The 25,316-nt window shown below is 61.2% G+C and carries 21 protein-coding genes and 1 pseudogene; 8 read left to right on the top strand and 14 right to left on the bottom strand.

What is annotated here, in order from left to right:
• Nucleotides 1-190: 190 nt before the first annotated feature.
• The 4 genes from NKH01_RS15200 (at nt 191) to NKH01_RS15185 (ending at nt 4,188) form a co-directional block, all read left to right on the top strand.
• A complete protein-coding gene (locus tag NKH01_RS15200) occupies nt 191-1,573 on the top strand; it encodes an FAD-binding oxidoreductase (protein WP_353020851.1) in 1,383 nt (460 codons plus the stop codon).
• A 444-nt stretch (nt 1,574-2,017) separates the two neighbouring features.
• Entirely contained in the window at nt 2,018-3,088 is a 1,071-nt protein-coding gene (locus NKH01_RS15195; protein WP_156948034.1) for a glycosyltransferase family 2 protein, read from the top strand.
• Complete coding sequence (locus NKH01_RS15190) at nt 3,063-3,755, top strand: class I SAM-dependent methyltransferase (protein ID WP_353020848.1); 693 nt, start codon at nt 3,063-3,065, stop codon at nt 3,753-3,755. The genes NKH01_RS15195 and NKH01_RS15190 overlap by 26 nt, the downstream gene beginning before the upstream one ends.
• Nucleotides 3,733-4,188, top strand: coding sequence for a GtrA family protein (locus NKH01_RS15185; RefSeq protein WP_352481293.1), 456 nt, complete (start codon nt 3,733-3,735; stop codon nt 4,186-4,188). Before NKH01_RS15190 ends, NKH01_RS15185 begins: the two co-directional genes overlap by 23 nt.
• On the opposite strand, the gene NKH01_RS15180 is transcribed toward NKH01_RS15185, so the two are convergent.
• The 3 genes from NKH01_RS15180 to NKH01_RS15170 form a co-directional block, all read right to left on the bottom strand.
• On the bottom strand, nt 4,185-4,817 hold the full coding sequence (locus NKH01_RS15180; RefSeq protein WP_023717155.1) for a hypothetical protein: 633 nt from the start codon (nt 4,815-4,817) through the stop codon (nt 4,185-4,187). The two genes, NKH01_RS15185 and NKH01_RS15180, sit on opposite strands and share 4 nt — an antisense overlap.
• On the bottom strand, nt 4,804-5,967 hold the full coding sequence (locus tag NKH01_RS15175) for a putative hexosyltransferase (protein WP_353020846.1): 1,164 nt from the start codon (nt 5,965-5,967) through the stop codon (nt 4,804-4,806). The genes NKH01_RS15180 and NKH01_RS15175 overlap by 14 nt, the downstream gene beginning before the upstream one ends.
• Before the next feature lie 101 nt (nt 5,968-6,068).
• On the bottom strand, nt 6,069-6,233 hold the full coding sequence (locus NKH01_RS15170) for a hypothetical protein (protein WP_353020844.1): 165 nt from the start codon (nt 6,231-6,233) through the stop codon (nt 6,069-6,071).
• A gap of 233 nt (nt 6,234-6,466) precedes the next feature.
• Between NKH01_RS15170 and NKH01_RS15165 the strand changes: the two genes are divergently transcribed.
• Complete coding sequence (locus NKH01_RS15165) at nt 6,467-7,213, top strand: gamma-glutamylcyclotransferase (RefSeq protein ID WP_352818344.1); 747 nt, start codon at nt 6,467-6,469, stop codon at nt 7,211-7,213.
• On the opposite strand, the gene NKH01_RS15160 is transcribed toward NKH01_RS15165, so the two are convergent.
• The 10 genes and pseudogenes from NKH01_RS15160 to NKH01_RS15115 form a co-directional block, all read right to left on the bottom strand.
• Complete coding sequence (locus tag NKH01_RS15160; protein ID WP_353020842.1) at nt 7,200-9,182, bottom strand: glycoside hydrolase family 127 protein; 1,983 nt, start codon at nt 9,180-9,182, stop codon at nt 7,200-7,202. The two genes, NKH01_RS15165 and NKH01_RS15160, sit on opposite strands and share 14 nt — an antisense overlap.
• 27 nt (nt 9,183-9,209) lie before the next feature.
• A complete protein-coding gene (locus NKH01_RS15155; protein ID WP_352481296.1) occupies nt 9,210-10,067 on the bottom strand; it encodes a carbohydrate ABC transporter permease in 858 nt (285 codons plus the stop codon).
• Complete coding sequence (locus NKH01_RS15150) at nt 10,067-10,993, bottom strand: carbohydrate ABC transporter permease (protein ID WP_353020840.1); 927 nt, start codon at nt 10,991-10,993, stop codon at nt 10,067-10,069. Before NKH01_RS15150 ends, NKH01_RS15155 begins: the two co-directional genes overlap by 1 nt.
• A 173-nt stretch (nt 10,994-11,166) precedes the next feature.
• Nucleotides 11,167-12,420 (bottom strand): ABC transporter substrate-binding protein, encoded by a 1,254-nt coding sequence (locus NKH01_RS15145; protein ID WP_353020838.1) that lies wholly within the window; start codon nt 12,418-12,420, stop codon nt 11,167-11,169.
• A gap of 72 nt (nt 12,421-12,492) precedes the next feature.
• Entirely contained in the window at nt 12,493-13,548 is a 1,056-nt protein-coding gene (locus NKH01_RS15140) for a LacI family DNA-binding transcriptional regulator (RefSeq protein ID WP_353020836.1), read from the bottom strand.
• 202 nt (nt 13,549-13,750) lie between these two features.
• Nucleotides 13,751-15,058: a DUF6600 domain-containing protein gene (locus NKH01_RS15135; RefSeq protein WP_353020925.1), complete on the bottom strand. Its 1,308-nt coding sequence runs from the start codon at nt 15,056-15,058 to the stop codon at nt 13,751-13,753.
• A gap of 301 nt (nt 15,059-15,359) precedes the next feature.
• Nucleotides 15,360-15,569, bottom strand: a pseudogene (locus NKH01_RS15130) (LacI family DNA-binding transcriptional regulator); the annotation flags it as partial.
• 270 nt (nt 15,570-15,839) lie between these two features.
• A complete protein-coding gene (locus NKH01_RS15125) occupies nt 15,840-17,846 on the bottom strand; it encodes a DUF7380 domain-containing protein (protein WP_353020834.1) in 2,007 nt (668 codons plus the stop codon).
• A gap of 711 nt (nt 17,847-18,557) precedes the next feature.
• The gene (locus NKH01_RS15120; RefSeq protein WP_353020832.1) at nt 18,558-19,334 is read right to left on the bottom strand and encodes a HEPN domain-containing protein; all 777 of its coding nucleotides are present in this window, start codon (nt 19,332-19,334) and stop codon (nt 18,558-18,560) included.
• Nucleotides 19,327-20,541 (bottom strand): DUF262 domain-containing protein, encoded by a 1,215-nt coding sequence (locus tag NKH01_RS15115; protein ID WP_292713316.1) that lies wholly within the window; start codon nt 20,539-20,541, stop codon nt 19,327-19,329. The genes NKH01_RS15120 and NKH01_RS15115 overlap by 8 nt, the downstream gene beginning before the upstream one ends.
• A gap of 824 nt (nt 20,542-21,365) precedes the next feature.
• On the opposite strand from NKH01_RS15115, the gene NKH01_RS15110 reads away from it, so the two are divergent.
• From NKH01_RS15110 to NKH01_RS15100, 3 genes are all read left to right on the top strand, one after another.
• On the top strand, nt 21,366-21,593 hold the full coding sequence (locus NKH01_RS15110) for a dihydrofolate reductase family protein (RefSeq protein WP_353020830.1): 228 nt from the start codon (nt 21,366-21,368) through the stop codon (nt 21,591-21,593).
• A 106-nt stretch (nt 21,594-21,699) separates the two neighbouring features.
• On the top strand, nt 21,700-23,430 hold the full coding sequence (locus tag NKH01_RS15105; protein WP_353020924.1) for an adenylate/guanylate cyclase domain-containing protein: 1,731 nt from the start codon (nt 21,700-21,702) through the stop codon (nt 23,428-23,430).
• Between the two features lie 230 nt (nt 23,431-23,660).
• Nucleotides 23,661-24,197: a dihydrofolate reductase family protein gene (locus NKH01_RS15100; RefSeq protein ID WP_353020828.1), complete on the top strand. Its 537-nt coding sequence runs from the start codon at nt 23,661-23,663 to the stop codon at nt 24,195-24,197.
• Between the two features lie 202 nt (nt 24,198-24,399).
• Here NKH01_RS15100 and NKH01_RS15095 read toward each other — a convergent pair whose 3' ends face one another.
• Nucleotides 24,400-25,305, bottom strand: coding sequence for a LysR family transcriptional regulator (locus tag NKH01_RS15095; protein WP_353020825.1), 906 nt, complete (start codon nt 25,303-25,305; stop codon nt 24,400-24,402).
• Between the last annotated feature and the right edge of the window lie 11 nt (nt 25,306-25,316).

The following is a 25,316-nucleotide window of genomic DNA, read 5'->3' as shown; positions in this document are numbered from 1 at the left end:
GACAACGAGTTTTTCGACAAGGCATCTCGAACTATCCGGCAATACAGCCGCCCTAGCAACTACCCATCCGGTCTAATCCTACTCTGAACGATCGGGCAACAGAAATGGACGATGTGACATTTGCGGGAACAGCGGACGGGATTAGCGTTTCATCGACCGGCCGACAGGTCCAATAACAGGGAGGAATACCATGCACGATGAAGACATCACCAAATTCGCAGCAAGCCTGCGGGGCGAAGTCATCCGGACCGGCGACGCCCGCTATGATGAGGCCCGCAAGCTCTACAACGGCATGATCGACAAGCGGCCGCTGATCATCGCCCGCTGTGTGGACGTGGCCGACGTGATCACAGCGGTGAATTTCGGCCGCGACAACAATTTGCTGGTTGCGGTACGTGGCGGCGGCCATAACGGACCAGGATTGGGGAGTTGCGACGACGGTCTGGTGATCGACCTGTCGGCGATGAACGGCGTGCGTGTCGATCCGGATGCCCGTACGGCGCGGGTGGGTCCGGGCTGCACTCAGGGCGACCTCGACCACGCAACCCATGCCTTTGGCCTGGCCGTACCGGCGGGCATCATCTCGACCACCGGGGTCGCCGGACTGACGCTCAGCGGCGGCCATGGCTATCTGACGCGCAAATATGGCCTGACCATCGACAATCTGGTCGAGGCCGATGTCGTGCTTGCCGACGGCAGCTTCGTCACCGCCAGCAAGGAGCGAAACCCCAACCTGTTCTGGGCGCTTCGCGGCGGCGGCGGCAATTTCGGCGTCGTCACCAGCTTTGTGTTCAAGCTCCACCAGGTCAGCATGGTCTTTGCGGGGCCGATCGCATGGGATCAGCGCCAGGCCCGCACCATCATGCAGCATTATCGCGAGTTCCTGCCGCGCGCGCCCGAGGAACTCGGGATCTTCCTCGGGCTCAAGACGATCCTGTCGAGCGCACCGTTCCCGGAAGAGTTTTGGGGAAAGCGGATGTGTCTGCTGATGTGTTGCTACAACGGCCCGGAGGAAAAGGGCAGAGAGGCGGTGGCTCCGCTACTCGATGCGCTGCCTGCGCCCTGGTTCAATTGGATGGGAATGATGCCCTATCCCGCGGTGCAGAGCATGTTCGATGGGCTCTATCCGAAGGGGATGCAGTGGTATTGGCGGGGCGATTTCGTCAAGACGCTGTCCGACGAGGCGATCGACGCTCATCTCAAGCAGGCGGCGAAAACACCGAGCGAGCTATCGCTCATGCATCTCTATCCGATCGACGGCGCTGTCCATCGCGTCGGCAAAGACGAGACACCCTGGAATTACCGTGATGCGACCTGGTCGATGGTCATCGCCGGGATCGATCCGGACCCACAGAAAGCGGGGCCGGTGACGCGCTGGACCAAGGCCTACTGGGAGGCCGTGCATCCCTTCGATCTGGGTGGCGCCTATCTGAACTTCATGATGGATGACGAGGGCGAGGGAAGGCTCAAGGCGGCTTATGGCGATAACTACGAGCGCCTGGCCTCGCTGAAGAAGAAATACGACCCGAACAACCTCTTCCGGGTGAACCAAAACATCCGGCCGGCTGCTTGACGGCCGCCCTCGTCAGGCCAGCAAGTGTTGTATCGTACCGCCCGGGCCAGCTAAGGCCCGGCCGGTACGATAGGTTGCCGGTCAGGACGCTCGGCGGCCTACAAGCGCGATACTCGGCCGGGCTCGGCGACCATGTTCCATGAGCCATGTCTGACACGCGTCGAAGCGGTCGGCCCGCACGCTCAGGTCACCCGTAGCGCTGCTTCAACAGGCAAGTCCGGGAGCAGGCAATGCGGTCAACGGGTTATGCCTCAGCGACTGCTTCTCGCCAGGCCGATCGCGCCGGCAGCCTACCGACAATTTCACGCTTCGATGCGGACGTCCGACGTCACCACGACACCCTTCAGTCCTTCTCGAGGACCGGTATCCACTTAAGAACTAGCTAAATTAGCAGTTTCTTAATTGCCTTTGGAACTTTGTAGCTTGCGTTCCATTTTCAACCGCATGCGAGAGTCTGTGGTCCAAGGCCCGGGAATAACGGTGAACAGGTCACCGCCGCGCTACTCGCTGGTCCTGCCCGTATACAATGAAGAACAGGTGCTGCCTCGGCTGATCGAGCGGATCAGTTCGCTTATCGGCCGGCTGGACGGCGAAACGGAGGCCATCTTCGTCGATGACGGAAGCCGCGATGGAAGCGTCGAATACCTTCAAAAAGTGGTCGCCGCCGAGCCGCGCTTTCGGCTGATCGAATTTTCCCGCAATTTCGGCCACCAGGTGGCGATTACCGCCGGCATGGACGCCGCTGCGGGCGATGCCGTCATCGTCATGGATGCGGACCTGCAGGATCCGCCGGAAGTCGTTCTCGATCTGGTGGCTAAGTGGAAGGAAGGTTTCGAGATCGTCTACGCCCGCCGGGTCAAGCGCGAGGGCGAATCCTGGTTCAAGCGCTTTACGGCAAGTCTTTTCTATCGCCTGCTGGAGAAAATGACGTCGGTCGATATTCCGCGCGACGTCGGCGACTTCCGCCTAGTCGGCCGCAAGGCGCTGGAAACCTTCAAGCGTATGCCCGAACATGACCGCTTCGTCAGGGGCATGTTCGGCTGGATGGGGTTCAAGCAGACGGCCGTGCCATTTGAGCGCCACGCACGAACCCTGGGCCAGACCAAATACCCGTTCTGGAAGATGATGCACCTTGCGGTTCACGGCATCGTCAGTTTCTCCGAGAAGCCGTTGCGCCTGGCGCTCTGGGGCGGGTTGGTCATTTCCGCGCTTGCGGGGGTCTTTGGCGCCTACGCCATCTTTGCCTGGTTTTTTGAAACCGGGATCATTGCCGGGTGGACATCCACGGTGGTGATCGTGTCGCTCCTGTGCGGGATCAACCTTTTCATGACCGGCGTGGTCGGACTCTACGTCGGCAGCATCCACGCCGAGGTGAAACGCCGCCCGCTTTATGTCATCGATCGGCTCACCGGCTTCGACGAGTCGATGCGTGCCGCCTCCGGTGAGCGCCGCCGATCGTTTCACAAACCCAGGAGTGGAGTCCCCGCCAATGGCCGAACTCTTCGACAGCTATAAATCCAACTATGGCGAGGCGGTCGAAGGGTCCATCCGGTTTTCCGGACTCAGCCACGACTTCTTCCTTGTCGCCAAGGCGGATCTGCTGCGGCGTCTGGTCTTCGAGCGAAAGCTTCGGCAGGGTGGGTCGGCTGTAAGGGCGCTGGATGTCGGCTGCGGCGTCGGTTCGCTCCACCCCTACCTCGACGGTGCTTTCGACAGCGTCGATGGTTGCGATGTCTCGCAAGAATCGATTTTGCACGCCAGCCAACACAATCCGCGTGTGGCCTACAGGACCTGCAGCACTCAGGGGCTGCCTTACGAGGACGGCATGTTCGATCTGGCTTTCGCCAGTTGCGTCGTCCATCACGTTCCGCCCTCCTCCTGGCTCGATTTCTTCCTGGAAATGCGGCGCGTCGTACGGCCGGGCGGCGTCGCCTGCATTATCGAGCACAATCCCTACAATCCACTGACGCGCCTTGCTGTGTTCCGGTGTCCGTTCGATCACGACGCGGTTCTGCTCAACGCCGCCAAAGCGAGGTCCGTTTTTCAGGAAACAGGCTTCCGGGACATCCGCTCCGAGCATTTCCTGCTGCTGCCATCGGCAAGGCCCTTGGCCAGAAGGGTCGAGCGGGTATTCGCGCCTTTGCCGCTTGGAGCGCAGTATGCGTGTAGTGCGCGTGTCTGAGCGCCGTTCAACCGGCGACGCCGGGCTGAGGGTGCTGGCGCGCTTCGGGTCGGTCGGCATCGCCGCAACGATCCTTTATGCAGTGATGGCCACCGCTTTGGTAAAATGGCAACGGTTCGGCCTCTCGCCGGTCGGTGCCTCGCTCGCGGCTTACACCGCAGCCGCCCTGTTTTCTTATCTCGCGCATAAGTTCGTGACTTTCGCGTCGAGCGGATCGCATCGATCGGAAGCTCCGCGTTTTTTCTTGCTGACGGCGACAGGCTTCGCCGTTGCCTACGCGGCGCCGGCGGTTTTGACGGCCAAACTCGGCCTGCCGCCGATCATCGCCATTCTGGTTACATGCTTGCTTGTTCCAGCGGTCAATCTTCTCATGCTCGACCGGTGGGTTTTTGCGCAGCGAAGACCCGGCCAGCAACGTGATCGCCCGCCCTAACCCGGCTCAACAGGATCGAGCCGGAACGACAACAATTTGATGGCGCGCTTGTAGATGTTGCTGGCGGCCGAACTTGGCGGAATGCCGTCGAGGTAGTCGAAGGCGACATCGAGTATCCTGGCCTCGGCGAGGGCCGCCGTTGGAATGACGAACGAGACCGTTCGCGGCTCTTTGCCGGACAGCGTCACCGCATGCACCCGAACGCCATTCACCGAAATAATAATCCGCTGCGTGACCTGCGGCGGGCGAATGGCGGCGGCCATTTGCAGCGTGGCCGTCACACTGTCGTGGAGCGGCGGTATCTTCAGCCGAAGCCGCGAGGTCTCGCCTAGGGAATGGGTGCCGTCGGCAACGGGTCCCGACCAGCCGCAGACCCTCATGCCGGCTGCCTTTTTGGCTCCGTCGGACCGGAACGACACCGTCTCGCCTAGGGTATAGCTGCCGACCGCATCGCGATTGAGGCAGGTCGTCGTCCGGTCAATGTAATAGGCGCGATAATCGGCGTTGACATTCGGATTGAGAGCAAGCGCAAGAATGACGATTTCCGTTCCCGCCAGAACCGCCGCCAGCGCGTAGCTGGCAAGCCTGGCCCCGCGCAGATACCGGCCCGAAATGTCAGACCAGGGCAAGATAGCCTCCGATCCATGCCACGGTCATGAAATAACAGGCGCCCAGGAAGAGAGCCAGAGCCGCAAGAAAAGTCAGCTTCGACGCCGACGACAGCATGGCCAGCAATATTGTCAGAGGTGCAAGCCCAACGACGTATCTGACCATCGAGGCCAGGTTCGTGATCAGCGGCAGGATGATGCAGCAGGCGCAGAACAACGCGGCGCCATATTGCCTGCGAACCGCCAGAACCGCCGATAGCGCCAGTCCGATGAGTGCGGCGAGCGCGCTCCATTGCGGCGACGTGGGCAGCCATCCAGTTGTCGGAACGGCCGAAAACCCGTCCCATATAAAGGCGAGCGGATTGCCCGGCACCCGTCCAAACGCGCGCTGCACGTGCAGGAAGGCAAAGCCGTCGCCGACGGTCAGATAGAGAAACAGGATGTAGGCGAATAGGCCGGCCGGCGAGATGAAGATGGCGACGAGCAGATCCGGTCGGCCAAGCAGCCAACGCGGGAACGACAGCGTCGATCCGCCCTTTGCGCGGTAATCCGTGAACATCTGAATGACGGTCGCGAATACAACGAGCACCCCGACGAGCCTGGTTGCCGACAGGAGAGCCGATGACAGTCCCGCAGCCAGATAGCTGGAGCGTTTGAGCGCCAGAAAAACGCACGAAGTCAGGAGTACGAAAAGAGGTTCGGTCAGGAAAGTCGTGAAGTGATAGGAGAACGGGCCGCTGAGCAGGAAGGCGCAATACAGAACATAAGCGCGCATGTTCTTCTCGAGCAGTGGCCACGCCACCAGACAGGCGGCATAGCTGCACGCAATCGATGTGATCGACGCGACGAGTATCGTCGGAAAGCGGAAAACAGACCGGATTGCCGCCACCAGCATCGGATAGAGCGGGAAAAAGCCCCAGCGTCCGACATTGCTCTGGCCTGGAATGGGAAAGCGCTCATAGCCGTGTTCGGAAATGCCGACATACCACGCGCAATCCCAGCGGCAGAGCGCCTGGGCATAGGCCGCGAAGCCGGGTTCTGCCGAAACCGAAGCAAATGCGGCATAGCGAATGGCCAGCCCACTGACGACGAAAGCCAACGGCACCGCGACGACGGCTACCGCAACAAAGCGGCCACCGGCGTTCGGACGCGCGACAGCTTCGAGCGCCAAAATCTGCCTCCACCCGTTCAAATGGCAGGCGCCACTCAAAGCTAGATGACGCGCGCCCCGGCGAATTCAAGGCGTTCACGCGGCTCAAATTGGCGATACCGCTATCCGGCGCTTCTGAGCCAGACCAGCATCTCGCCGGGGTCGCGGTTGTGCCAGGCGAAATGCGGCACGGCGCCGACTTTCACTTCCTCGACCGCCGGCGGTTCGGTGCGGTAGAGCCCCTTTCCAGTTTTCGAAAGTCTCCTTTTGGCAATCGCCGAAAGCATGACGCCGCCGCCCAGACGGTTCGCTGCTTGTGTGCCTCGATCTCAGCCGTTCGCGGCAGAGCGATGCGGTGCCGTGGCTGGAATTCGACGCGCAAAAGTCCGCCGCGTATTTTGTGCGATTCCGTCAAGCTGTTGTACACGACAGTTTTGAACCCTGATGCCGCGCCCGCGTACTCGGCCCTTGAGAATCCTCCAGCCTTCGGCAACATGGCGGCAAAGCTGAGAGTGTGAGGATGAGCAAGGTCATTTCCGCCGCATCGCGGCGTCAGTCGGCGCCGCGCAAGCCGCCGATGGCGCTGACCGAGGCGCTGGTCGCCCGCACCTTGCGGGCGGTCGAGGACGCCGGGCCGACGCCGGGCATGGTCTACATGACCGATGCCGATTACGCGCGCATTCGCGACGAGGTGCTGGCCGGCGCGCCGGCCGGGCCGGTGAAGCTGTTCGCCTATGGTTCGCTGCTATGGAAGCCGGCCGGCGAGGTCAGGGGTGGCGAACGGGCCGTAGCGACGGGCTGGCACCGTTCGTTCTGTTTTACGGTGCAGCGCTTCAGGGGCACGGTGGAGCAGCCCGGCCTGATGATGGCGCTCGACCGCGGCGGCCAATGCCAGGGGATGGTGTTCGAGATCGCCGAGCCAGTGGCGGCCAATCTCGAAGCGCTGCTGCGCCGCGAGATGACCATCCTGCCGGCCGTCAACGTGCCGCGCTGGCTGCAGGTCAGGACGGGCGACGGCATGGGCCAAGCGCTTGGTTTCGTTGTCGATCCCGCCAATCCGCGCTATGCCGGCAAGCTCGAAAAGCGAGCGATAGCGGCGACCCTGGCCACGGCCGTCGGCCATTGGGGTTCGGGCGCCGAATATCTGTTCGAGACCATTCGCCATCTCGACGCCTGCGGCATCCGCGACCGCAATCTCTGGCAGCTGCAGGAACTTGTGGCCGAGGAGATCGGCCGGGCGCCGCCGTCGGGCTTTATTCGTCCCTGAGCCAGACCAGCATCTCGCCGGGATCGCGGTTGTCCCAGGCGAAGTACGGCACGGCGGTGACTTTCGCTTCCTCGACCGCCGGCGGTTCGGTGCGGTAGAGCCCCTCTTCCCAGTTTTCGAAAGCCTCCTTTTTGGCAATCGCGGAAAGCGTGACGACGCCGCCCAAAAGGTTTGGCTGTTTGTGTGCCTCGATCTCGGCCGTTCGCGGTAGAGCGATGCGGTGCAGCTGGCTGGAATTGTCGGTCTCTTCGATGCAATAGATCAGCGGTCCGCGCGCCAGTGCGACGCGGCCAATATCCTGCCGCACCTGCGGATTGGCGTAGAGGCGGTCGACGGCCATTTCGAGATCGAGCTCGACGCGGTCGCCTTTGCGCCATTCGCGGCGGATCGCGGCATAGCCGTCACTGGTGACAGCATCCAAATCGATATCGGCGCCGTTGACCTTAAGCGCCGCCTTGCGGCACCAGGCCGGCAGGCGCAGGTGCAAGGTGAACTCGGTCGGCGCTTCCGGTTCGACGGAGATCGAGACCGCGCCGTCCCAGGGATAATTGCTGGTTTGGGTGAGCTCTATTTGGTTCCCGGCGATATCGAAACGAGCCGTGCCGTTTCCATAGAGATGGACGGCGAGTGCGTCGTCTGACAGGCCGTAGAAATAGCTGCCGATCGAAGCGACCATGCGTCCGACATTGGGCGGGCAGCACGGGCAGCGATGCCATTTCCAGCGGTGGTGGGCGCCGCGGCTTTCGAGCGGATTTTCGTAGAAGAACAGCGAGCCGTCGAGTGACAGGCCGGAGATCGAGCCGTTGTAAAGCGCCCGCTCCATGATGTCGGCGTAGCGCGCATTGGGACCCATGCCGAGCATGCGGCTTGCCCAGAACACCAGGCCGACCGAAGCGCAGGTCTCGGCATAGGCGGTGTCGTTGGGCAGGTCGTAATCGGCAGTGAAACCCTCATTGTGCGACGATGGCCCGAGACCGCCAGTCACGTAAAGGTTCTTGGTCATGAGATCGTCCCACAGCCGGTCGAGCGCCACCCGCAGCGTGTCGTCGCCATATTCGGTGGCGATGTCGGCCATGCCCGAATAGAGGTACATCGCCCGCACCGCATGGCCGACGACCTTGTCCTGCTCGCGAACGGGCTTGTGCGACTGGTTGTATTCGTAGGTCTTGAAGTGATAGGCCTTCGGGTCGGCGCCGCGGGCGCGCGCCTCCTTGTCGAAATAATGCGGCTGCTGGCCGCGCTGATCGATGAAGTATTTGGCAAGCTCCATGTATTTGCGCTCGCCCGTCACCCGCGCCAGCTTGACCAGCGCCAGCTCGATCTCCTCGTGGCCGCAATAGCCCTTCTTCTTGCCGGGCTCGGGACCGAATGTTTCTGCGATATGGTCGGCGTAGCGGCACATGATATCGAGCAGCTTGCGTTTGCCTGTGGCCTGGTAATAGGCGACCGCGCCTTCGATCAGGTGGCCGGCGCAATAGAGCTCGTGGCAATCGCGCAGATTGGTCCAGCGCAGGCCCGGCTGGATGCGCTGGTACCAGCTCGACAGATAGCCGTCGGGCTGCTGCAGCTTGCCATACATGTCGATGACGGCGTCGATCTTCTTCTCCAGCTCCTCGTTGCGGCGGCGGTAGAGCGAATAGGCGGCGGTCTCGATGGTCTTGCCCCAGTCGGAGTCCCAGAACATCTGGGTCGTCACCGTCGATCCGGTGAATTCGTTGCCGGCGGTGGCTGCCTCGTCCGGCGACGGTGAATGGAATGGAATGACGACGCCGGGCGACGGCCGGTCCGGATCGATCTGCTCGAGCATGCGCGCCTCGACGCAGCGATCGTAGAGGATGCCGGCGGTTTTGCTCGCGACGGCATCGACGCGGTCGCCCCAGAAGCCGCGCACGTCGACCTGCGGCACCGGCAGCGGACGGAAGGCGAGTTTTGGCTTGGCGCCCTGACTGGCGGATGGCGATGCGGTCATCAATTTACTCCGGTTCGGTTCGATTGGTCACTTGACGGCCCCTGCCATCAGGCCGCGGATGTAGAAGCGCTGCAGCAGCAGGAAGAGCACCAGGCACGGCACCATCATCACGGTGACGCCCGCCTGCACGGCGCCCCAGTCGATGGCGCCGAAGCGGCCGGACTGCAGTGCGGTCATCATGATCGGCAGCGTGAATTTGGACTGGTCGGTCATCAGCACGAGGGCCGCCAGAAACTCGTTCCAGGCGCCAAGGAAGGCAAACAGCGCGATGGTGACGATGCCCGGCCAGACCAGCGGCAGCATGACCCTAAGCAGCATGGTGACATTGTTGGCGCCGTCCATGCGCGCGGCCTCCTCGATCTCGCGCGGCACCGCGTCGAAGGCGTTGCGCATCATGAAGATTGAGAACGGCAGCTGCAGCGTGACGTAGACGCAGACCAGCCCGGTCAGCGTGTTGTGCAGGCCGATTTTTGTCAGCACCAGGAAGATCGGCGTCAGGATCGACTGGAACGGGATCATGATCGTCGACAGGATGACGACGAAGAGCAGGTTCTTCAGCGGAAAGCGGAAGCGCGAGAAACCGTAGCCGGCGAGCACGCTGACGATCACCGACAGCACCACCGTCATGACCGAGACATAGATGCTGTTTTGCGCCGGCAGCCAGAGGCCATCGCCGAAGGTGTTGAGCGTGGCGTAATTCTCTAGCGAAAAGCCCGTCGTCGGCCAGGGCGGCAGCGGCGGCTGGCGCGCCTCCTGCGCCGGCTTGAAGGCCGAAAGCACCGTCCAGGCGATCGGTGCCAGGAACAGAATGGATGCGATGATGCCGGTCGCATGCTCTGCGAACTGCATACCTATCCGGCGTTTGCGGCTGCGGGCCTGCGCCATCAGTCGACCCCCTCTGGCTGGCGCAGCAGCCGCAGCTGGATGAGGCTGAGCGCCACCAGGATGACCAGCAGGACCATCGAAAGCGCCGCGCCGTAGCCGAGCTTGAACGACACGAAGGACTGGTTGAAGATCCAGTAGACGGCGGTCAGCGTCTGGTTGCGCGGGCCGCCGCGCAGGATGATGTAGAACTGGTCGAAGGCAAGGATCGAGCCGGCCACCGACAGGATCAGCGCCAGCGCCAGCGTGCGGCGCATCAGCGGCAGGGTGATGGCGCGAAACCGCGCGAATGGCCCTGCCCCGTCGATCATCGCCGCCTCCTGCAGATCCGGCGGGATCGACTGCAGGCCGGTCATCAGGATGATCATGGTGAAGCCCGCCACCTTCCACACCACCATGGCGATGATCGACCAGAAGGCCGGCTGGAAGGTCGCCAGCAGGTTGAATTTCTTCTCGGTCAGGCCAAGCTCGAAGGCGGCCGGGCTGAACAGGCCGGAATCGACATTGAGCAGCCACGACCACAAAAGGCTGGCCGAGGCAAAACCGATGACCGCCGGCATGAAGAAGGACGTGCGGTAGAAGCCGGTCAGCTGCCGCGGCCTTTCGATGAACAGCGCCAGCGGAAAGGCGACGGCGAAGATCGCGATCGTCACGACCACCGTGTAGTAGCCGGTGAAGCGCAGCGCGTTCCAGAAGCGGGTATCGCGCAGGATCGCCCAGTAATTGTCAAGGCCGATAAAACTGTGGGCCCCCATCAGCGGCCAGTTGTGCAGCGACATCCAGGCGGTCATGCAAAGCGGCACGATGAAGAAGACGACGACCAGGGCAACGGCCGGCGCGACATAGAGCAGGCCGATCCACTGCCGGCGCCCGGCGCCGACGAGTTTTCTGGGGCGTGCCGGGGCGGAGATTGCTGTGATGGTGGTCATGCGGGTCTTCCATTAGTGGGACGTCCCCCTCCCCCTTGAGGGGAGGGTCCGGCCGAAGGCCGGGGGTGGGGTCGCCTGCGAAGTGCGCCGACGTTTCTTTCTGTCGGCGCGTTTCACTGAGGACCCCACCCGGACCTGCGGTCCGACCTCCCCTCGAGGGGGAGGTGGGCGCTTTACTTCTGCGGCGCCGAATCGATGATCGACTGCATGGTCTCCTGCGCGTTGGCGATGGCGCCGTCGACGTCTTCGCCGAAGAAGACCTCGTTCATCATCTGGTTCCACGGACCGTTGGCCGAGTTGATCAGATCGTTGAACACCACCGAATAGGGCGTGCGCCCCTTGGACATTGCCTCCGCGGCAACATTGTAGCGCGGGTCGAGGTCTTTCAGCGCCTCATTGGCGATGTCGCCGCGCACCGGCAGGCTGCCGTATTTCGCCAGGATGGTCTGGCCCTCGAGCGAATAGGCGAAGTCGAGGAACTCCTTCACCACCGCGACCTTGGTGGTGCCCTTGGTGACGACGAAATTATCGCCGCCGGCAAATGACGACCAGGCGCCGTCCTTGCCGGGCAGGAAGGTGATGCCGTAGTCGATATCGGGATATTGCGTGTTGAGCGCGCCGATGGCGAAGGCGCCGGACGGCGAGATGCCGATATTGCCGGTGGCGAAGGCGGCAAAGAAGTTGGAGCCGGTGTCGGTCTGCGCGCCTGAAGGCACCAGGTCCTTCTTGACCATCGAACGGTAGAAGTCGATGGCGCCGCGCATCTGCGGCGTGTCCAGTGTCGCCTTGGAGCCGTCCTCGGTGAGGATATCGCCGCCCGAGGCCCAGATCAGCGGCGTGAAGGTGAAGATGTTGCAGCCGCCGCAATTGCCGGAGAAGTAGAAGCCCTTGATGTCGCCGCCGAGCGCGTTGACCTTTTCGGCGTCGGCTTCGATCTCGGCCCAGTTGGTCGGGGCCTTTTCCGGATCGAGGCCGGCCTGCTTGAACAGCTTCTTGTTCCAGATCAGCACCGAGGAATCGGCCGAGAACGGCAGCCCGTAGATGCGGCCCTTATAGGTGCCGGTCTTGACATGCGCCGGCGACAGGCTGGCGAAATAGGGCAGCGATTTCGCCCAGTCGGTGATGTCCTCCAGTTGGCCGGCGGCGGCGAAGGACGGCGTGTAGATCAGGTCGAGCGACAGCGCATCGGGCGCCGTGCCGCCGGCGGCGGCAGCGCCGTATTTCGGGATGATTTCGGCGTTGGGGATGATGTCCAGCTTGATCTGGTTCTGATGCCCCTTGTTGAAGGCATCGACGATGCGCGGCATGAAGTTCGAGCCGTCGGCGCGAACCCAGATGTTGGCGGTATCGGCGGCGGCCGAGCCGACCGTCGCAAGCGTGCCGAAAATGCTCGCGGCGATGGCGAGCCCGGTAATGGTGGTTCTCATGCTTCTCCTCCACATGGTTTAATTTAGCGTCTTAATTTAGCCGCGCCCCACTATCGACACGGCCCGTTTCGTTCAGCCGTCCGGCGAACGGCCGCATGACTGACGCACCACCAGCCGGCACGGCAGTTTTCTGATGCCCGGCAGAGCGGGTTCGCCGCCGACGAGCGAAAGCAAGGCAAGGCCGGCCGCGCGCCCGAGCGCGGCCAGGTTCATGTCGACCGAGGTCAGCGGCGGGCGGGTCGCCTCGGCGACGATCTGCCAATTGTCGAAGCCGATGACGCCGACCTCGTCCGGCACGCCGATACCGCGCTCGCGCAAGGCGTCGATGACGCCGCGCGCGATCTGGTCGTTGCCGCAGAACACCGCATCGGGTTTTTCGCGCGTGCCATCGAATCCCTCGCCGTCGAACAGTTTTCTGACCGCCTCGTGGCCCCAGGCTTCCGACCATGGGCCGAGCAGCGGCTCCAAGACCGGCAGGCCGTTCTCGGCCAGCACCTCGCGATAGGCTTCGGCCCGGGCATGCACCACGGCAAAGCTCGCGGGACCGCTGACATGGGCGATGCGCCGTCGTCCGAGCCGGCAAAAATGCTCGACCGCCAGCCGCGCCCCGCCGGCATCGTCCGACACAAACGCGATGGCGTTGGGATCGGGCTCGGTGAAGGCGTAGATCGCCGGAATGCCGAGATTGGCGAGGTCGACCGGCAGGTGGCGGTCGATGCGCTTGCCGGTGGCGATGATGCCGTCGACGCGCTTGTCGAGCATGGCATCGACATGCAGCTGGGCAAGGCGCGGGTCGTCCTCGACATTGCACAAAAACACCGAGACGCCGGCATCGACCAGCGCATCGGAAACGCCGGCCATCAGCGGCAGCGAAAAGCGGCCATAGGTGTCGTTGGTCAACAGCCCGACGGTAAAAGAGCGCCGCCTGAGCAGGCTCTGCGCCAGGCTGTTCGGGCGAAAGCCAAGCCGCTGCGCCGTCTCGCGAATCCGGGTCCGCGTCTCGGCCGTCATCCGCCCCTGCCCGTTCAGCGCTTTTGACGCCGTGGCAACGCTGACGCCGGCAATGGCTGCCACCTCACGAAGCGTGACGGGCTGCTTGGCGGGCGTTGGCTGCGCATCGGACGCCATGATTTTGGTATCGATCCTCCCAAGTGGGAAAAGCTTTTCTCTTGTGGCCCCTGCGGGGTGCTGATTGCGGATGCGAGGCGAGTTGGGAAAAGGTTTTCTCAAGGGAGAGATTAGGACGAAGGAAGTGGGGATGGCAAGGGGGAATGGCCGCTCAGCGGGCACCGCGATCGAATAATCGCGGTGCCGCAGTCTACTCGTACGGCTAGCAGCTCTCAGTCTGCGGATCGCACGCCTTGTTTTTCTGTTTCTGCGGCTTGGCCGCCTGTTCGGGTTCAGCTTGCTGCTGCTCGGCGGGCTGCTTCCTGGTCTTCTGCTTCTCAGGCTTGGCCGCCTGCTCGGGCTCGGCCTGCTGCTGTTCCGCGGCGGGCTGCTTCTTGGTCTTCGGCTTCTCAGGCTTGGCTGCCTGTTCCGGCTCGGCCTGCTGCTGCTCGGCGGCGGGCTGCTTTTTGGTCTTCTGCTTCTCAGGCTTTGCCGTCTGTTCGGGCTCGGCCTGCTGCTGCTCGGTAGCGGGTTGCTCCTTGGCCTTCGGCTTCTCAGGCTTGGCGGTCTTTTCCGGCTCGGTCTGCTGCTGCTCGGCGGCGGGTTGCTCCTTGGCCTTCGGCTTCTCAGGCTTGGCCGCCTGCTCGGGCTCGGCCTGCTGCTGCCCAGCGGCGGGCTGCTCCTCGGTCGTCGGCTTCTCGGGCTTGGCGGTCTTTTCCGGCTCGGCCTGTTCGGTCGTTGCTGCGCCTTCGGTCGGCTTCGATTTGCGGCTAGCCTGAACCTGCTTCACCTCCTCGATGTCTTTGAGCTTGGCTGGTTTGGCATCGGCATCGGCTTTCACCTCACCTTCAAAGACCGTGACCGTATCGTTTTCCAATTTGCCGGACTGCTCGGGCGCGTCGGTCTTGCTGACCTTGACGGCAGTCACCTGCTGGTTCGTCTCCTTCTCGATCACATCGACATCGATGACTTTGTTGATCACCACATCGTTCTGGATCGTCACGTCGCCGGCCGGCTCGGCCGCCTCGACAATGCGCACAAACTCCGGCTCATCACGTATAACGACGGTAGAAACGTCCGCGGCAAGGAATTCGCGGGTGGGGACCACAACCCAGTAATACTCCGGCGTCGTGTCGAAGGTGATCTCGATTGAAATCAGATCCGGATCGCGGCGCGGCGGCAGCGGAGCCCAGATCATGTGCTCCCTGTCACGACGCCAACTCACCCATGCCGGCGCCCAACGAGTGCCCGGAACCCAGTACCAGCCGATATCGTCGGCATAGCCCCACCGGCCGTAATGGTACGTCGCCCAGCCGAATGGCTCGTCGGATACCCACAGCCAGCCATACTGCTCGGTATAGGCCCAGTGTCCAACGGTATACGGACGCCAACCGTCAGGTACATCAACCGGCACGAAAACGGACGCTCCGTGATACGAGACCCAGTCACCATAGGAAGACAGGTCTTCGTAGAACGTGCTGATCGAAACGGTGGTGGCAGCCCTTGCCTCGGACACAGGCGACAACGGCATGATCGGGTTGGGAATCTCGACGACCGTCAGCAGACAGGCGGTTACGCCGCCGAGCATCAGTCGTACCGCATGGTGGGCAAGGACGCGTTTCATCGTAATCTTCCTCCGAAACAGATCGCCCTTCATCCTACAAACCCGCCGGCTGCCGGATTGTTCCGCTTTGCTGACGTTGCCCGCATCCGCTCCGGCAACGGCCTGGCATCGCACCATGATACCAAATATCAGAGTTGCTTCATGAGGGCGGTGACCGTCACAAATGCGCGCCGAAGGCGCGGCGACAGGTCGTTGGTCAGCGGGCCAGCCGCCGCAACAGGCTCTGCGCCAGGCTGTTCGGGCGGAAGCCAAGCCGCTGCGCCGTCTCGCGAATCCGCTCGCGCGTCTCGGCCGTCATCCGCCCCTGCCCGTTCAGGGCTTTGGAGGCGGTGGCGACGCTGACGCAGGCAAGGGCGGCCACTTCGCGGAGGGTGACCGGCTGCTTGGAAACGGGCGTTGGCTGCGCATCGGACGCCATGATTTGGATATCGATCCTCCATTTGAGAAAAGCTTTTCTCTTAGTGCCCTCCGCGGTGCTGAGTGGTGAGGTCAGCGAGCGCGGGGCGATTTGGGAAAAGGTTTTCTCAGAGAGAGATTAGGAGAAGGACGCGGGGATGGCAAGGGGAATAGATTGGCTTTTGGGCGTGACTGAGATTTCTTGCTAGGGGCGGTGATCTGACCGCTTTGCGCTAGGAGCGGTCATCGCCGAACCACTACTCAGGCGTCGCGTTTGGCCGAAAGCTGACGCTCATTTCAGCCGATGGCAACTCCATCCGCCAACAGCGGACAGGCGGAATAAAGTGTCCGTTACCGCTCCGGCCTCCTCCTGCCAAGGTCTCTCCGCGCATAATTCGTCTTGCTGCCCAAGCATCGATTGGCCTTCCATCTCGTCCTCTACAGCAATCAAGAAATCCTCGGCGTTGAGCTCATCCTCTTCAAGTTCCTTTAGGGCCTCAGTCTCCGCGCGCCGTTTCTCACGGGCTTCGGCTTTACGGATACATGCCGCAGCAACATCCGTGTACGCCCCGAGCATGAGCATGGAATGGATAACCAATTCGCAGTTGTAGTAGGTAGCAGCTTCGCGACTTGCCAAACCGTGGGCGACGAGGTTCCGGAGGTTCATACCCCGCGCGTCGGCGAAAATCGCCCGTATCCAGAAATGGATATCTTCGCCGACCTCGGCCTTGACCTTTTCCATGCTGAGTAGATCGCCAAGGTTTAGTGAAACCTCCCAGCCTTTCTGACCTCGCTTCTCCTTCGTCACGGACTCGCCTACACTGCGAGCCACGTTCCGGAAGGCATCTTCGATCTGCGGAACCAAGACGAACAGGCACTTGACGTAGTCGCCTTCTATCCAAGCTCTGATCCCGGCAATAACCAGCGCGAAATCTGAAAACAGTTCTGTCCTCTGGACGAACGCCGCAATCTCCTCTGGCGAAAGCTTATGCCTTTCGACCGCAGCGTCGAGCGCCTTGCTCAGGAAGATGCGGGTCGACTGGCGGGCGAAATCCGCGTACCTGTAGAGGCCTCCGTCCCCATCATCGTCCCCCCCGACCTGTGCCGCCACATGATCATCAGCGATGACCGACATTGTCATCATGGACATCAGAGGGGACGTCGCCGCACCTTCCTCTGCTCGATACCGCAATTCCTGCTTGGGAGTGATAAACTCAGCGGCGATGTTGAAGAGGGTCTGCTGCCAGTTCTCGTCGTCAACCAAGATGTTCAGGGCGTCCTCGATCTCGGATTTCTTGATCTCCTGCCTGTAGCTGAAGGACTTCATCTCTGACGCCGAGCCGCGGATCGCCGCTTCCCTTTCCACCCGCAGCCTCTTGAGTCGCTCGCCGTCCCCCGCACGCCTGGCGAATTCCGCCGCAGTTTGAAGCCAAGCCATCGCTTGCATGCGCGAGCCGGCCGTCGCGATCTTTTCGAATGCCTCGCTAACCGCCAGCCCAACCCTCTTCACGCTGTCGAAATCCTCTCCCGCGGAATAGAACGGAAGGAGACGCGAAGCCACGCGCTCCGCGCCATGCGGGTCAAAGGTCTCGTCCGCCATGAACCGTGCTAGTACCTTCTCGAGTCCAGCGACCAAATCGCTTTTCTGGTCCGAGTTTAGACCAGCCTTTCGGTTTGTCGTGAGAGCGTCGTAAAGATAATGCCACCAGCCGGTCTTCTCCACCTCGACCTGAAACCTGACAAGCATCATTTCTTTGACGATACCTGTCCTTTCACCGTCACCGATTGACGTGGCCAACTGGAGCGCGCGCTTCAGCGCCTCGACGTCGTCATGGTCATCGGCATTGCGGCCGTCCGCTACACTGGCTATGTAGTTGTCTATCGCGAGACGAGCGAACCTTACGTCGGGTCTACGGTTTGCGGCGTTCCTGCTCAGGTCCCACACAAGATCAGCGTATCTAGCTTTCATAACGGGATGACTCACGGCATCCGCACGCTGCTCCCAGTGATCGACGATGTCCGGCGTCAGCTGGCGGATGTCGGGGAAGTACAGGTCGCTCCCGTCAGCATCCGTTCCAGACCCCATTGGTCCGAAGTACGTGTTCCACGGCGGCCTGTCTTCCTGTTCAGCCTGAACGGCGAACGCGACTAGGTCGGCCCAAGCATCGCCGGTCGCTATCTTGTCTTCGAGCCTTGTCCGGGCGCTTGAAAGAGCGGCCTGGATGGCGTGCGTGTCTAACGGTTCCTCCGTCCTATCGAACTCAGCGATGACCGCTTCTATCGTCCCTGGTACCTGCATCTCAAGCCTTTCAGGCGGATGGCCCCTTCAAATGGCGAAAAGCGGCTGTCAATTCGAGGTTCTCTACACTGAAATGACCGTGGTCGGCCAAATTTGCGGGCCACAACCCGTGGTCAAAGTATGCATCAGGGCTGCCTTGGCCAATGGCAGACATAGTATCGTATCGCGCGAGCCACACGTGTGCTTCTTTGAGCTGCTTCCCCGAAAACTGTGGCTTTCCACCAAAGCACGGCCGTCCATGATTGCTCCCATTGGCGCCGACTCCCAATTACGATCCTGATGTTCACGTCACCTAATTGTTGGGCGCTCGGCAACCTCTCAGCAAGCCACAATGGTGACGTTCTCCGCGATTGCATGATGCGGAATAGGTGCATAGCGCCGGGCCTTGCCGCCATAAGTCGCCGCGCGGGTGCTGGCATGCCGGCACCATCAAGGCCTCCTCGCTTTTACTAGAACCTCCGTGTCATTCATCTGGTTCGCAGCCTTGGGTTCGAGCATAGTTGAAACCCGCGTACTGGCTTGAACCATTTCTGAGCCTCCCGATCGAGGATGACTGCAGGCTTTCGCTCGCCGGCCGATTGGAATTTCTGGGTGAGGTGCTGACCTCTATATGGGCGACATGACGCGCGTTATCGTACGACTTATACTCTACGAACCATTTGCGCTTATCGACCGATGGCGGCTGGAGGTTCTTCACACGATCCAATCACCTTACATCCGAACCAACTGGTCCAGTCCCGCACTCAGAGCGCGGATGAAGCCCAAAGTATCGCGCAATGCGGTTAGATCGACAACACGGGTGAGATCGCCGTGCACGATGTCGTTGCGCAGGTTGATTTGAGCGTCCAGCTTTTCCTTCGCCCTAATAGCCACGCGACCTTTGGTCTTATCATCGAAATGCGCCTTGATTTGCGCGTTTTGACCCAACGCATCTGACAATGGCTCTGGAAGCGAAATTGCCTCGAATAGCTTCTCCAACCGTTCGGCCGTGCAATTTCCCATCAGCTTCGTATAAACTTCGGGATTGAGTCTGTAGCCCTTCTGGCCGGAAAGACCTCTCCCGAGATTCGTGAGCAGATTGTCGAAGTTGTACGCCACGCCCAGAATGTTGCCGGATTTCACATGGGCCAACACCCGGGCAGCGTGGGCAACGTGGTTATTGCGAAAGCCCTGTTCCAAGCTGCTATAGAGTTCAACGACCTCGAACCGCTCTTCAATAACAGCCTTGACCAACGACCGTATATAGTTCTCGAACACGCCGTGGATTTGCACAATCATTGGCTTATAGAGCGTGCTTGGGTCGACGGTCTTATACTTTAGAGCCTGCTGGACAGCCGTCTGCGCCGCCTTATCGTGCTTGAGAGCGCCCATGAGCGGTCCGGCCATCGCAACGACGATGTTGGTATAGGATTGACGGATTTCAATCGTCGCTTCAATTTCTTCAAGATAGGAATCCGCAAGCGATTTTGCGTCATCCATTTTAGACATTAATGATGCCCCTAATGACCTCTTCAACCTTGATGATGCGGTCACGAATGGCGTTTGCGGTGTTTCCGCGGCCAACCATGAGATCATACGTTTCGGCATTCAGTGCGGTCAGCTCAAGGAGCCGGTCGCGGATGAGCTGACGGTTGTTTAGCAGGGCGTCTCGGTACTGCCGCAGATTGAATACAGCAACCATTTCTGCATCATAAAGCGGGCGAGAGATCTTACCCGGCTTATCCCCGTTGGGCGGCAGACGGAATATGTGGGGGCCAAAAATCGCCACGCAAAGCTCAAGCGCCTGCACGAATTCCTGCCGCAAGGTTTGCAGCGCCGCTGCATCGGGACGTCTCAGACGCTTCATGGTCCCGTCGAGCATCGACCGCACAGAGCCAGCAATGTCTTTCGGCTCGCGGAAAGCGAAGAAACGCAGGACGATCTCCACGTCCGCCATGCGTTTGAACAGAGTGTTGGCGGAAAGTTCCGCGCTAGAAGTCCCATCGGCGCGGGTATTGTCCTCATGGTTCGGGATTTCCCAAGCGTCGGTGAACGCACGGGTCTCAGATAGTTCGATCAAAAGGGCATTGAATTCGCCCGAATAGAGCGAATTGCGAAGCTCCTGTTGGTTAAGCCGCTCGCCGCCCGTATTCAGGCGCTCGAATACCTGTGCCCGAAGGTCCAGGCTGTCCTCCGCAGGCGAGCTATTGTCAGACATAAGGGTGATGGCCGATATCTTGGCGCGCTCCAGCCCCCTCCTGACCAAAGGTGGAAGAGCACTGTAATTCCGACCATTAAGCGCAGGCCAGATATCCAGTCCTTCCAGTGCGAAGCTCCCACTGAAGAACTCGGAAATTGCATTGAGGCGTTGTTGACCGTCCATCACCTCGAACCGGCCAAGTTCCTTCTCGTACAAAAAGACGGGTGGAACGGGCACGTTCATGATGAAACTCTCGATGAGCTTCGATTTCTTCTTATTGTCCCAACGCAAGCGGCGCTGATATTCCGGCCGCAGGTTGCCCCATACTGTATTGCCTTCCCCGCGGATAAACTGGATCACGTGAGACAGGAAAAGATCGTTCTTCTCCTGAACGACCCGGAGCCGTCCGGTTTCGAAATGTCTTTCGATCTGTTTATCTGAAGTCCCGGCGGCTACAACTATATTTCCTACGGCAAGTGGCTCAGTTTCATCGACTATCCCGTCATATTCAGCCACGCCACGTCCCCGAAATTTCGCCCAAAGGTTTGTCTGGGCCTACAACTAAGCTGCGACACTGATAGCCTGCTGCAGAGCTCTTGGCTATCTCATCGAAAACGATCTTCATGCGCTGCGCTACCTGCAGATGCCGAAGCGCCAAGGCCGGCATGGGTAGGTCCACATCGCTGGCAGTCGACGCGACCCTCGCCTTCCATGCTCCACCATATCGCTTGCGTCATCCACCGCGCCCGATCCTGGTGAGAAGAAATGCCGGTACGACTTTTGTCCAAAGAAAATTCAACGTCCGAAGTCGATCAGCGGAGAAAATTCATTTTTCCATCCATTTTTCCTCGCTCGGCTTTTTGATCGTCCGGCATACGCCGCGCTCTACCGCGCGAGCGGTTTAGTTCGGTGGCGCAACCACGACTTCCAGAGTGGTCGCCGACTATGTCCGCTTCCAGGCCGTGGCAAAGCTGATCTTAACAGCTTAACGCGGCGCAAAGCTTTCATGCACGGCTCCGTTTGCCAGAGTCTGCTTCGGGTCAAAAGCGGCCATCGCGGAAAAAAAGCACCGACCGCCCACCACCGTTTCGCGCTTCTCCTGCCGGTTGGAATTGATGCCGGGCACCAGGTCGACTGAGATCGACGCTTGGGTCTGACATCGACCGAAGAACAACAAAGCGCCGCGCTAATTTCACGAGGCATGTCGTAAAAGGCTAGCGCCATCCGTCCTCTGACAGAAAGAAACCCGCCATGCGCAAACTCATCGTCACCGAATTCATCAGCGTCGATGGCATTGCCGAGGGTCGATAAGCTTGCCTGCCGTTACCTGGAACGATGGGATGCAAAAGTTCAAGGAGGACGAGCTTGCCGACAGCGGCGCCCTGTTTTTGGGGCACATGACCTATGAGATCTTTGCCGGCTCGTGGTCCAAGGAGACCGGAGACTTCGCCGACCGCTTCAATGCGCTGCCGAAATATGTCGCGTCGACGAGTTTGACGCCGCGCAGATCGGGGCGTGTCCCGCGATTGATGCGATCGAGTTCGCAGCCACCAGGCGGAAGGTTCTGATCCGCCCTTTCTTGCTGCTGCGGTAGAAGACTTCTTGATTCAGCCACAAGCCCAAATTGCTGGATTTGGCAGCCCAGGAAGCGTAGGCTTGGTTTTTGGTTCAGCGATGGAACAGAGACTAGCCGCAATTCTGGCTTCCGATATGGCGGGCTACAGTCGGCTAATGGAGGCCGATGAATCCGGCACGCTCGCACGCCTTCGCACCCATCGCATAGAGCTGGTCGATCCCGCCATCGCCAAGAACAAGGGCCGGATCATCAAGACCACCGGAGACGGCATGCTCGTTGAGTTCCAGAGCGTGACCGATGCCGTGAAATGCGCCGTGGAAATCCAACAGCGCATGAAACGGCGCAATTCGGATGTGCCGCAAGAACGGCGTATCGAATTCAGGATCGGCATAAATCTCGGCGACATCATTTTCGACGATGATGATATTTTCGGCGACGGCGTCAATATTGCCTCCCGCATCGAGCAGCTCGCCGACGTCGGCGGTATCTGCGTGACCGCGGCGGTGGCGACCCAAATTGCCGACCGTCTCGAAATTGCCATGGAGGACCTGGGCGAGAAGACGTTGAAGAACATCAGCCGCCCGGTTCGCCTCTATCGCGTAGGGTTTGACAGTCCTGTCCTGCCACAAGTCGAGGCAAAGCGATCCATCTCCAAACCTTCGATAGTGGTGCTGCCATTCAGCAACATGAGCGGCGACCCCGAGCAGGAATTTTTCGCGGACGGACTGACCGAGGACATCATCACCGAACTGTCCCGCCACCATGAGTTGTTCGTCATCTCGCGCAATTCCGCCTTCGTCTACAAGAACCGCGCCGTGAATGTGCGCGAGGTGGCCGAGAAACTCGACGTCCAATACCTGGTGGAGGGAAGCGTCCGCAAGATCGGCGACAGGGTGCGCGTAACGGTTCAGCTCATCGACACGGCGAATGACGCTCATATCTGGGCAGACAAATATGACCGGAAGCTGGTCGACATATTCGCGATTCAGGATGAGGTGACGGCGGCGATCGCAGCCACGCTGCCCGGCCGCGTCGAGGCGGCTCAGCGGGACCAGCTCGCGCGGGCGAAACCTGCAAACATGGCCGCGTATGAATGTGTGCTTGCTGCCAAGGTGCTGCATCACCGAAGCACGATTGCGGATAATGAACGCGCGCAAACCTTGATAGAGAGGGCCGTCACGCTCGACCCCGATTATGCCCATGCCCATGCCTGGCGGGCCTGCATTCTTGGCCAGGCGTGGGTCCATAACTGGTGCGAAGACAGGGATGCCGTCTGGAACAACATTATGGCAGCGCTGGACAGGGCGCTGGCGCTGGACAACAACGATGCCGATGTCCACCGCATCCTCGCGGCAGTGAACGTGAACAACAATGAGCTGACCACAGCGCGCTACCATCAAGAGCGGGCGCTGGCCCTCAATCCCAATTACGACCTCGTGGTGGTGCAGCAAGGCGAGTTATTGACGTGGCTGGGGAGGCCGGAAGAGGGAATTGAATGGATCCGCAAGGCAATGCAGTTGAACCCGCACCACCCGGAGAGGTTCTGGAGCCATCTGGGAAAGGCGCATTTTGCCGCGCGCCAGTATGGCGAGGCGATCGAAGCTTTCATGCATCTGTCAACCATGGACTCGGTTCAGCACGCTTTCGCCGCTGCCTGCTACGGCTGGCTCGGCGACGAAATCGCGGCCGCGGCGCATCTAGGCAAGATCAGAACGCTCGATCCCCAATTCGACCTCGATTCATTTATCGCCACCCTGCACTATGCCCAGGAGTCTGATGTGCAGCACGTCCGCGAAGGACTGCTGAAAGCCGGTATTGCCCACCTGTAGCCAGCCCGTGACTACGACCCAGATCCAATCGGGGACAGGCAAAAAGACCGGCCCCCGATGCGGACCTTGTGGCATGACCGAACGACGGGCAGGTCGGAGAAGCTTTTCCCACGGTATCGGTCTTTGGAAGCGAACAGGGAAAACCCTCCCCCTGAAAAAGCGCCGCGCTAGTTGACGGCGCATGTCGCATAAGGCCCGCGCCATTTGGCCCTGCCAGAAAGGAACCCGCCATGAGAAAACTCATCATCACCGAATTCATCAGCGTCGATGGCATTGCCGAGGTCGAGAAGCTGCCGAGCGTGGCCTGGAACGATGAGATGCAGAAATTCAAGGACGACGAGCTTGCCGACAGCGGCGCCATGCTGTTGGGGCGCAGGACCTATGAGATCTTTGCCGGCTCGTGGCCCAAGGAGACCGGAGATTTCGCCGACCGGTTCAATGCGCTGCCGAAATATGTCGCGTCGACCAGTTTGACGGCGCTGGACTGGCAGCCGGCCGAGCTGCTGACTGGCGCGTTGCCGGACGCGGTCAGAGGGCTGAAGCAAGGCAGCGGCGGCAACATCTATGTGCATGGCAGCCTCAGCGTCGCGCAGGAATTGCTGCGCCACGGCCTTGTCGACCGCATCAGGCTGCTCAGCTATCCCGGTGCCGTCGGCCAGGGCAAGCTGCTATTCCCGCCCGGCGCGCAATTGCCGCTCGAGCTGGTGTTTGCCAGGCAATTCAGCAACGGCGTGGTGGCGCTGGAGTATGCGGCGGGGAAGGCGTGATGAGCCAATCTCCCCCCTCGTGGGGGAGATGCCCGGCAGGGCAGAGGGGGGCGCGAAAGAACGCCGGCCTTCGTTTCAACTGTGATGAGCTGGAACTTGCGCGGGTACGCTAATGCCATCGACTGGTAGGTCGGCGGGACAGCGCCCCCCTCTGGCCTGCCGGCCATCTCCCCCTCAAGGGGGGAGATCGCAGCTTCGCCCATCAGCGCCCCCGCCCGCCTGACTCCACCTTTTGCTCGGCCGCAATCAGCATCTCGACAAACCTCGTCACCTTGGGCGGGCGGAAGCGGGCGGCGGGGTAGACTGTGTAGATGCCGCCGGAGGGCAGCCGCCACTCGGGCAGGATCTGCACCAGCCGCCCGGCGGCCAGCTCGTCCCGCACCAAAAAGTCTGGCAGCACCGAGAGGCCGGCGCCGGCGCGGACCGCCGCCAGCACTGCCGGCGTTGCGTCGATTGAAATCGTTGCCTGCATGCGCACGGCCTGCTGCTCGTCATCGCCTCGCGAAAATTGCCATAGCAGCGGTTCGCGCAGCGCCATGTTGGCGACGAAGGGCAACCTAGCAAGGTCTCGCGGTTCGCCGGCGGTGAAGCGGCCTTCAAACCCGGCGCGGCACACCATGAATTGTTGGAAGGTGCCGATGCGCCGCGCCTGCAGGCTGGAATCGGCCAGCCAGCCGACGCGGATCGCCACATCGATGTGGCCGGAAACCAGGTCGATCGTCTCGTCGCCCAGCGTCAGCTCCACCCGGCAGGCGGGATAGCGCGCGCTGAAGGCGGCGACCACCGGCACCACCGCCGACGTACCGTAGTCGTTGGACGCCGCGATGCGCAGCGTGCCGGTCGGCTCGGCGGCCGCTTGCGCGAGCTCGTCGAAGGCATCCTCGGCCTGCTGCAGGACCTGCAGGCAGCGGGCATGGAATGTCCGGCCGGCCTCGGTCGGATGGACGCGGCGCGTCGTGCGGATCAGCAGCGTCGTTCCGACATCGCGCTCCAGCCGCGCCACCTGCTGGCTGACCACCGCCTTGGTGATGCCCAGCCGCTCGGCGGCCCGCGTGAACGAGCCGGCATCGACCACCGCGGCGAAATAGGCCAGCCGGTTCAGGTTCATGCTTCGCTCAT

This window comes from Mesorhizobium sp. M1403, from assembly GCF_040317695.1.
GTDB lineage: Bacteria > Pseudomonadota > Alphaproteobacteria > Rhizobiales > Rhizobiaceae > Mesorhizobium.
The sequence above is the reverse complement of the archived record's forward strand: the minus strand, read 5'-3'. Positions and strand labels throughout refer to the sequence as shown.

Coding starts and splice junctions, on each gene's coding strand:
- NKH01_RS15195 (WP_156948034.1), top strand. CDS start 2,018: ATGCGAGAGTCTGTGGTCCAAGGCCCGGGAATAACGGTGAACAGGTCA.
- NKH01_RS15185 (WP_352481293.1), top strand. CDS start 3,733: ATGCGTGTAGTGCGCGTGTCTGAGCGCCGTTCAACCGGCGACGCCGGG.
- NKH01_RS15165 (WP_352818344.1), top strand. CDS start 6,467: ATGAGCAAGGTCATTTCCGCCGCATCGCGGCGTCAGTCGGCGCCGCGC.
- NKH01_RS15170 (WP_353020844.1), bottom strand. CDS start 6,233: ATGCTTTCGGCGATTGCCAAAAGGAGACTTTCGAAAACTGGAAAGGGG.
- NKH01_RS15120 (WP_353020832.1), bottom strand. CDS start 19,334: ATGTCTAAAATGGATGACGCAAAATCGCTTGCGGATTCCTATCTTGAA.
- NKH01_RS15155 (WP_352481296.1), bottom strand. CDS start 10,067: ATGGCGCAGGCCCGCAGCCGCAAACGCCGGATAGGTATGCAGTTCGCA.
- NKH01_RS15200 (WP_353020851.1), top strand. CDS start 191: ATGCACGATGAAGACATCACCAAATTCGCAGCAAGCCTGCGGGGCGAA.
- NKH01_RS15125 (WP_353020834.1), bottom strand. CDS start 17,846: ATGCAGGTACCAGGGACGATAGAAGCGGTCATCGCTGAGTTCGATAGG.
- NKH01_RS15110 (WP_353020830.1), top strand. CDS start 21,366: ATGCAAAAGTTCAAGGAGGACGAGCTTGCCGACAGCGGCGCCCTGTTT.
- NKH01_RS15135 (WP_353020925.1), bottom strand. CDS start 15,058: ATGCCGTTGTCGCCTGTGTCCGAGGCAAGGGCTGCCACCACCGTTTCG.
- NKH01_RS15160 (WP_353020842.1), bottom strand. CDS start 9,182: ATGACCGCATCGCCATCCGCCAGTCAGGGCGCCAAGCCAAAACTCGCC.
- NKH01_RS15145 (WP_353020838.1), bottom strand. CDS start 12,420: ATGAGAACCACCATTACCGGGCTCGCCATCGCCGCGAGCATTTTCGGC.
- NKH01_RS15095 (WP_353020825.1), bottom strand. CDS start 25,305: ATGAACCTGAACCGGCTGGCCTATTTCGCCGCGGTGGTCGATGCCGGC.
- NKH01_RS15140 (WP_353020836.1), bottom strand. CDS start 13,548: ATGGCGTCCGATGCGCAGCCAACGCCCGCCAAGCAGCCCGTCACGCTT.
- NKH01_RS15190 (WP_353020848.1), top strand. CDS start 3,063: ATGGCCGAACTCTTCGACAGCTATAAATCCAACTATGGCGAGGCGGTC.
- NKH01_RS15100 (WP_353020828.1), top strand. CDS start 23,661: ATGAGAAAACTCATCATCACCGAATTCATCAGCGTCGATGGCATTGCC.
- NKH01_RS15150 (WP_353020840.1), bottom strand. CDS start 10,993: ATGACCACCATCACAGCAATCTCCGCCCCGGCACGCCCCAGAAAACTC.
- NKH01_RS15105 (WP_353020924.1), top strand. CDS start 21,700: ATGGAACAGAGACTAGCCGCAATTCTGGCTTCCGATATGGCGGGCTAC.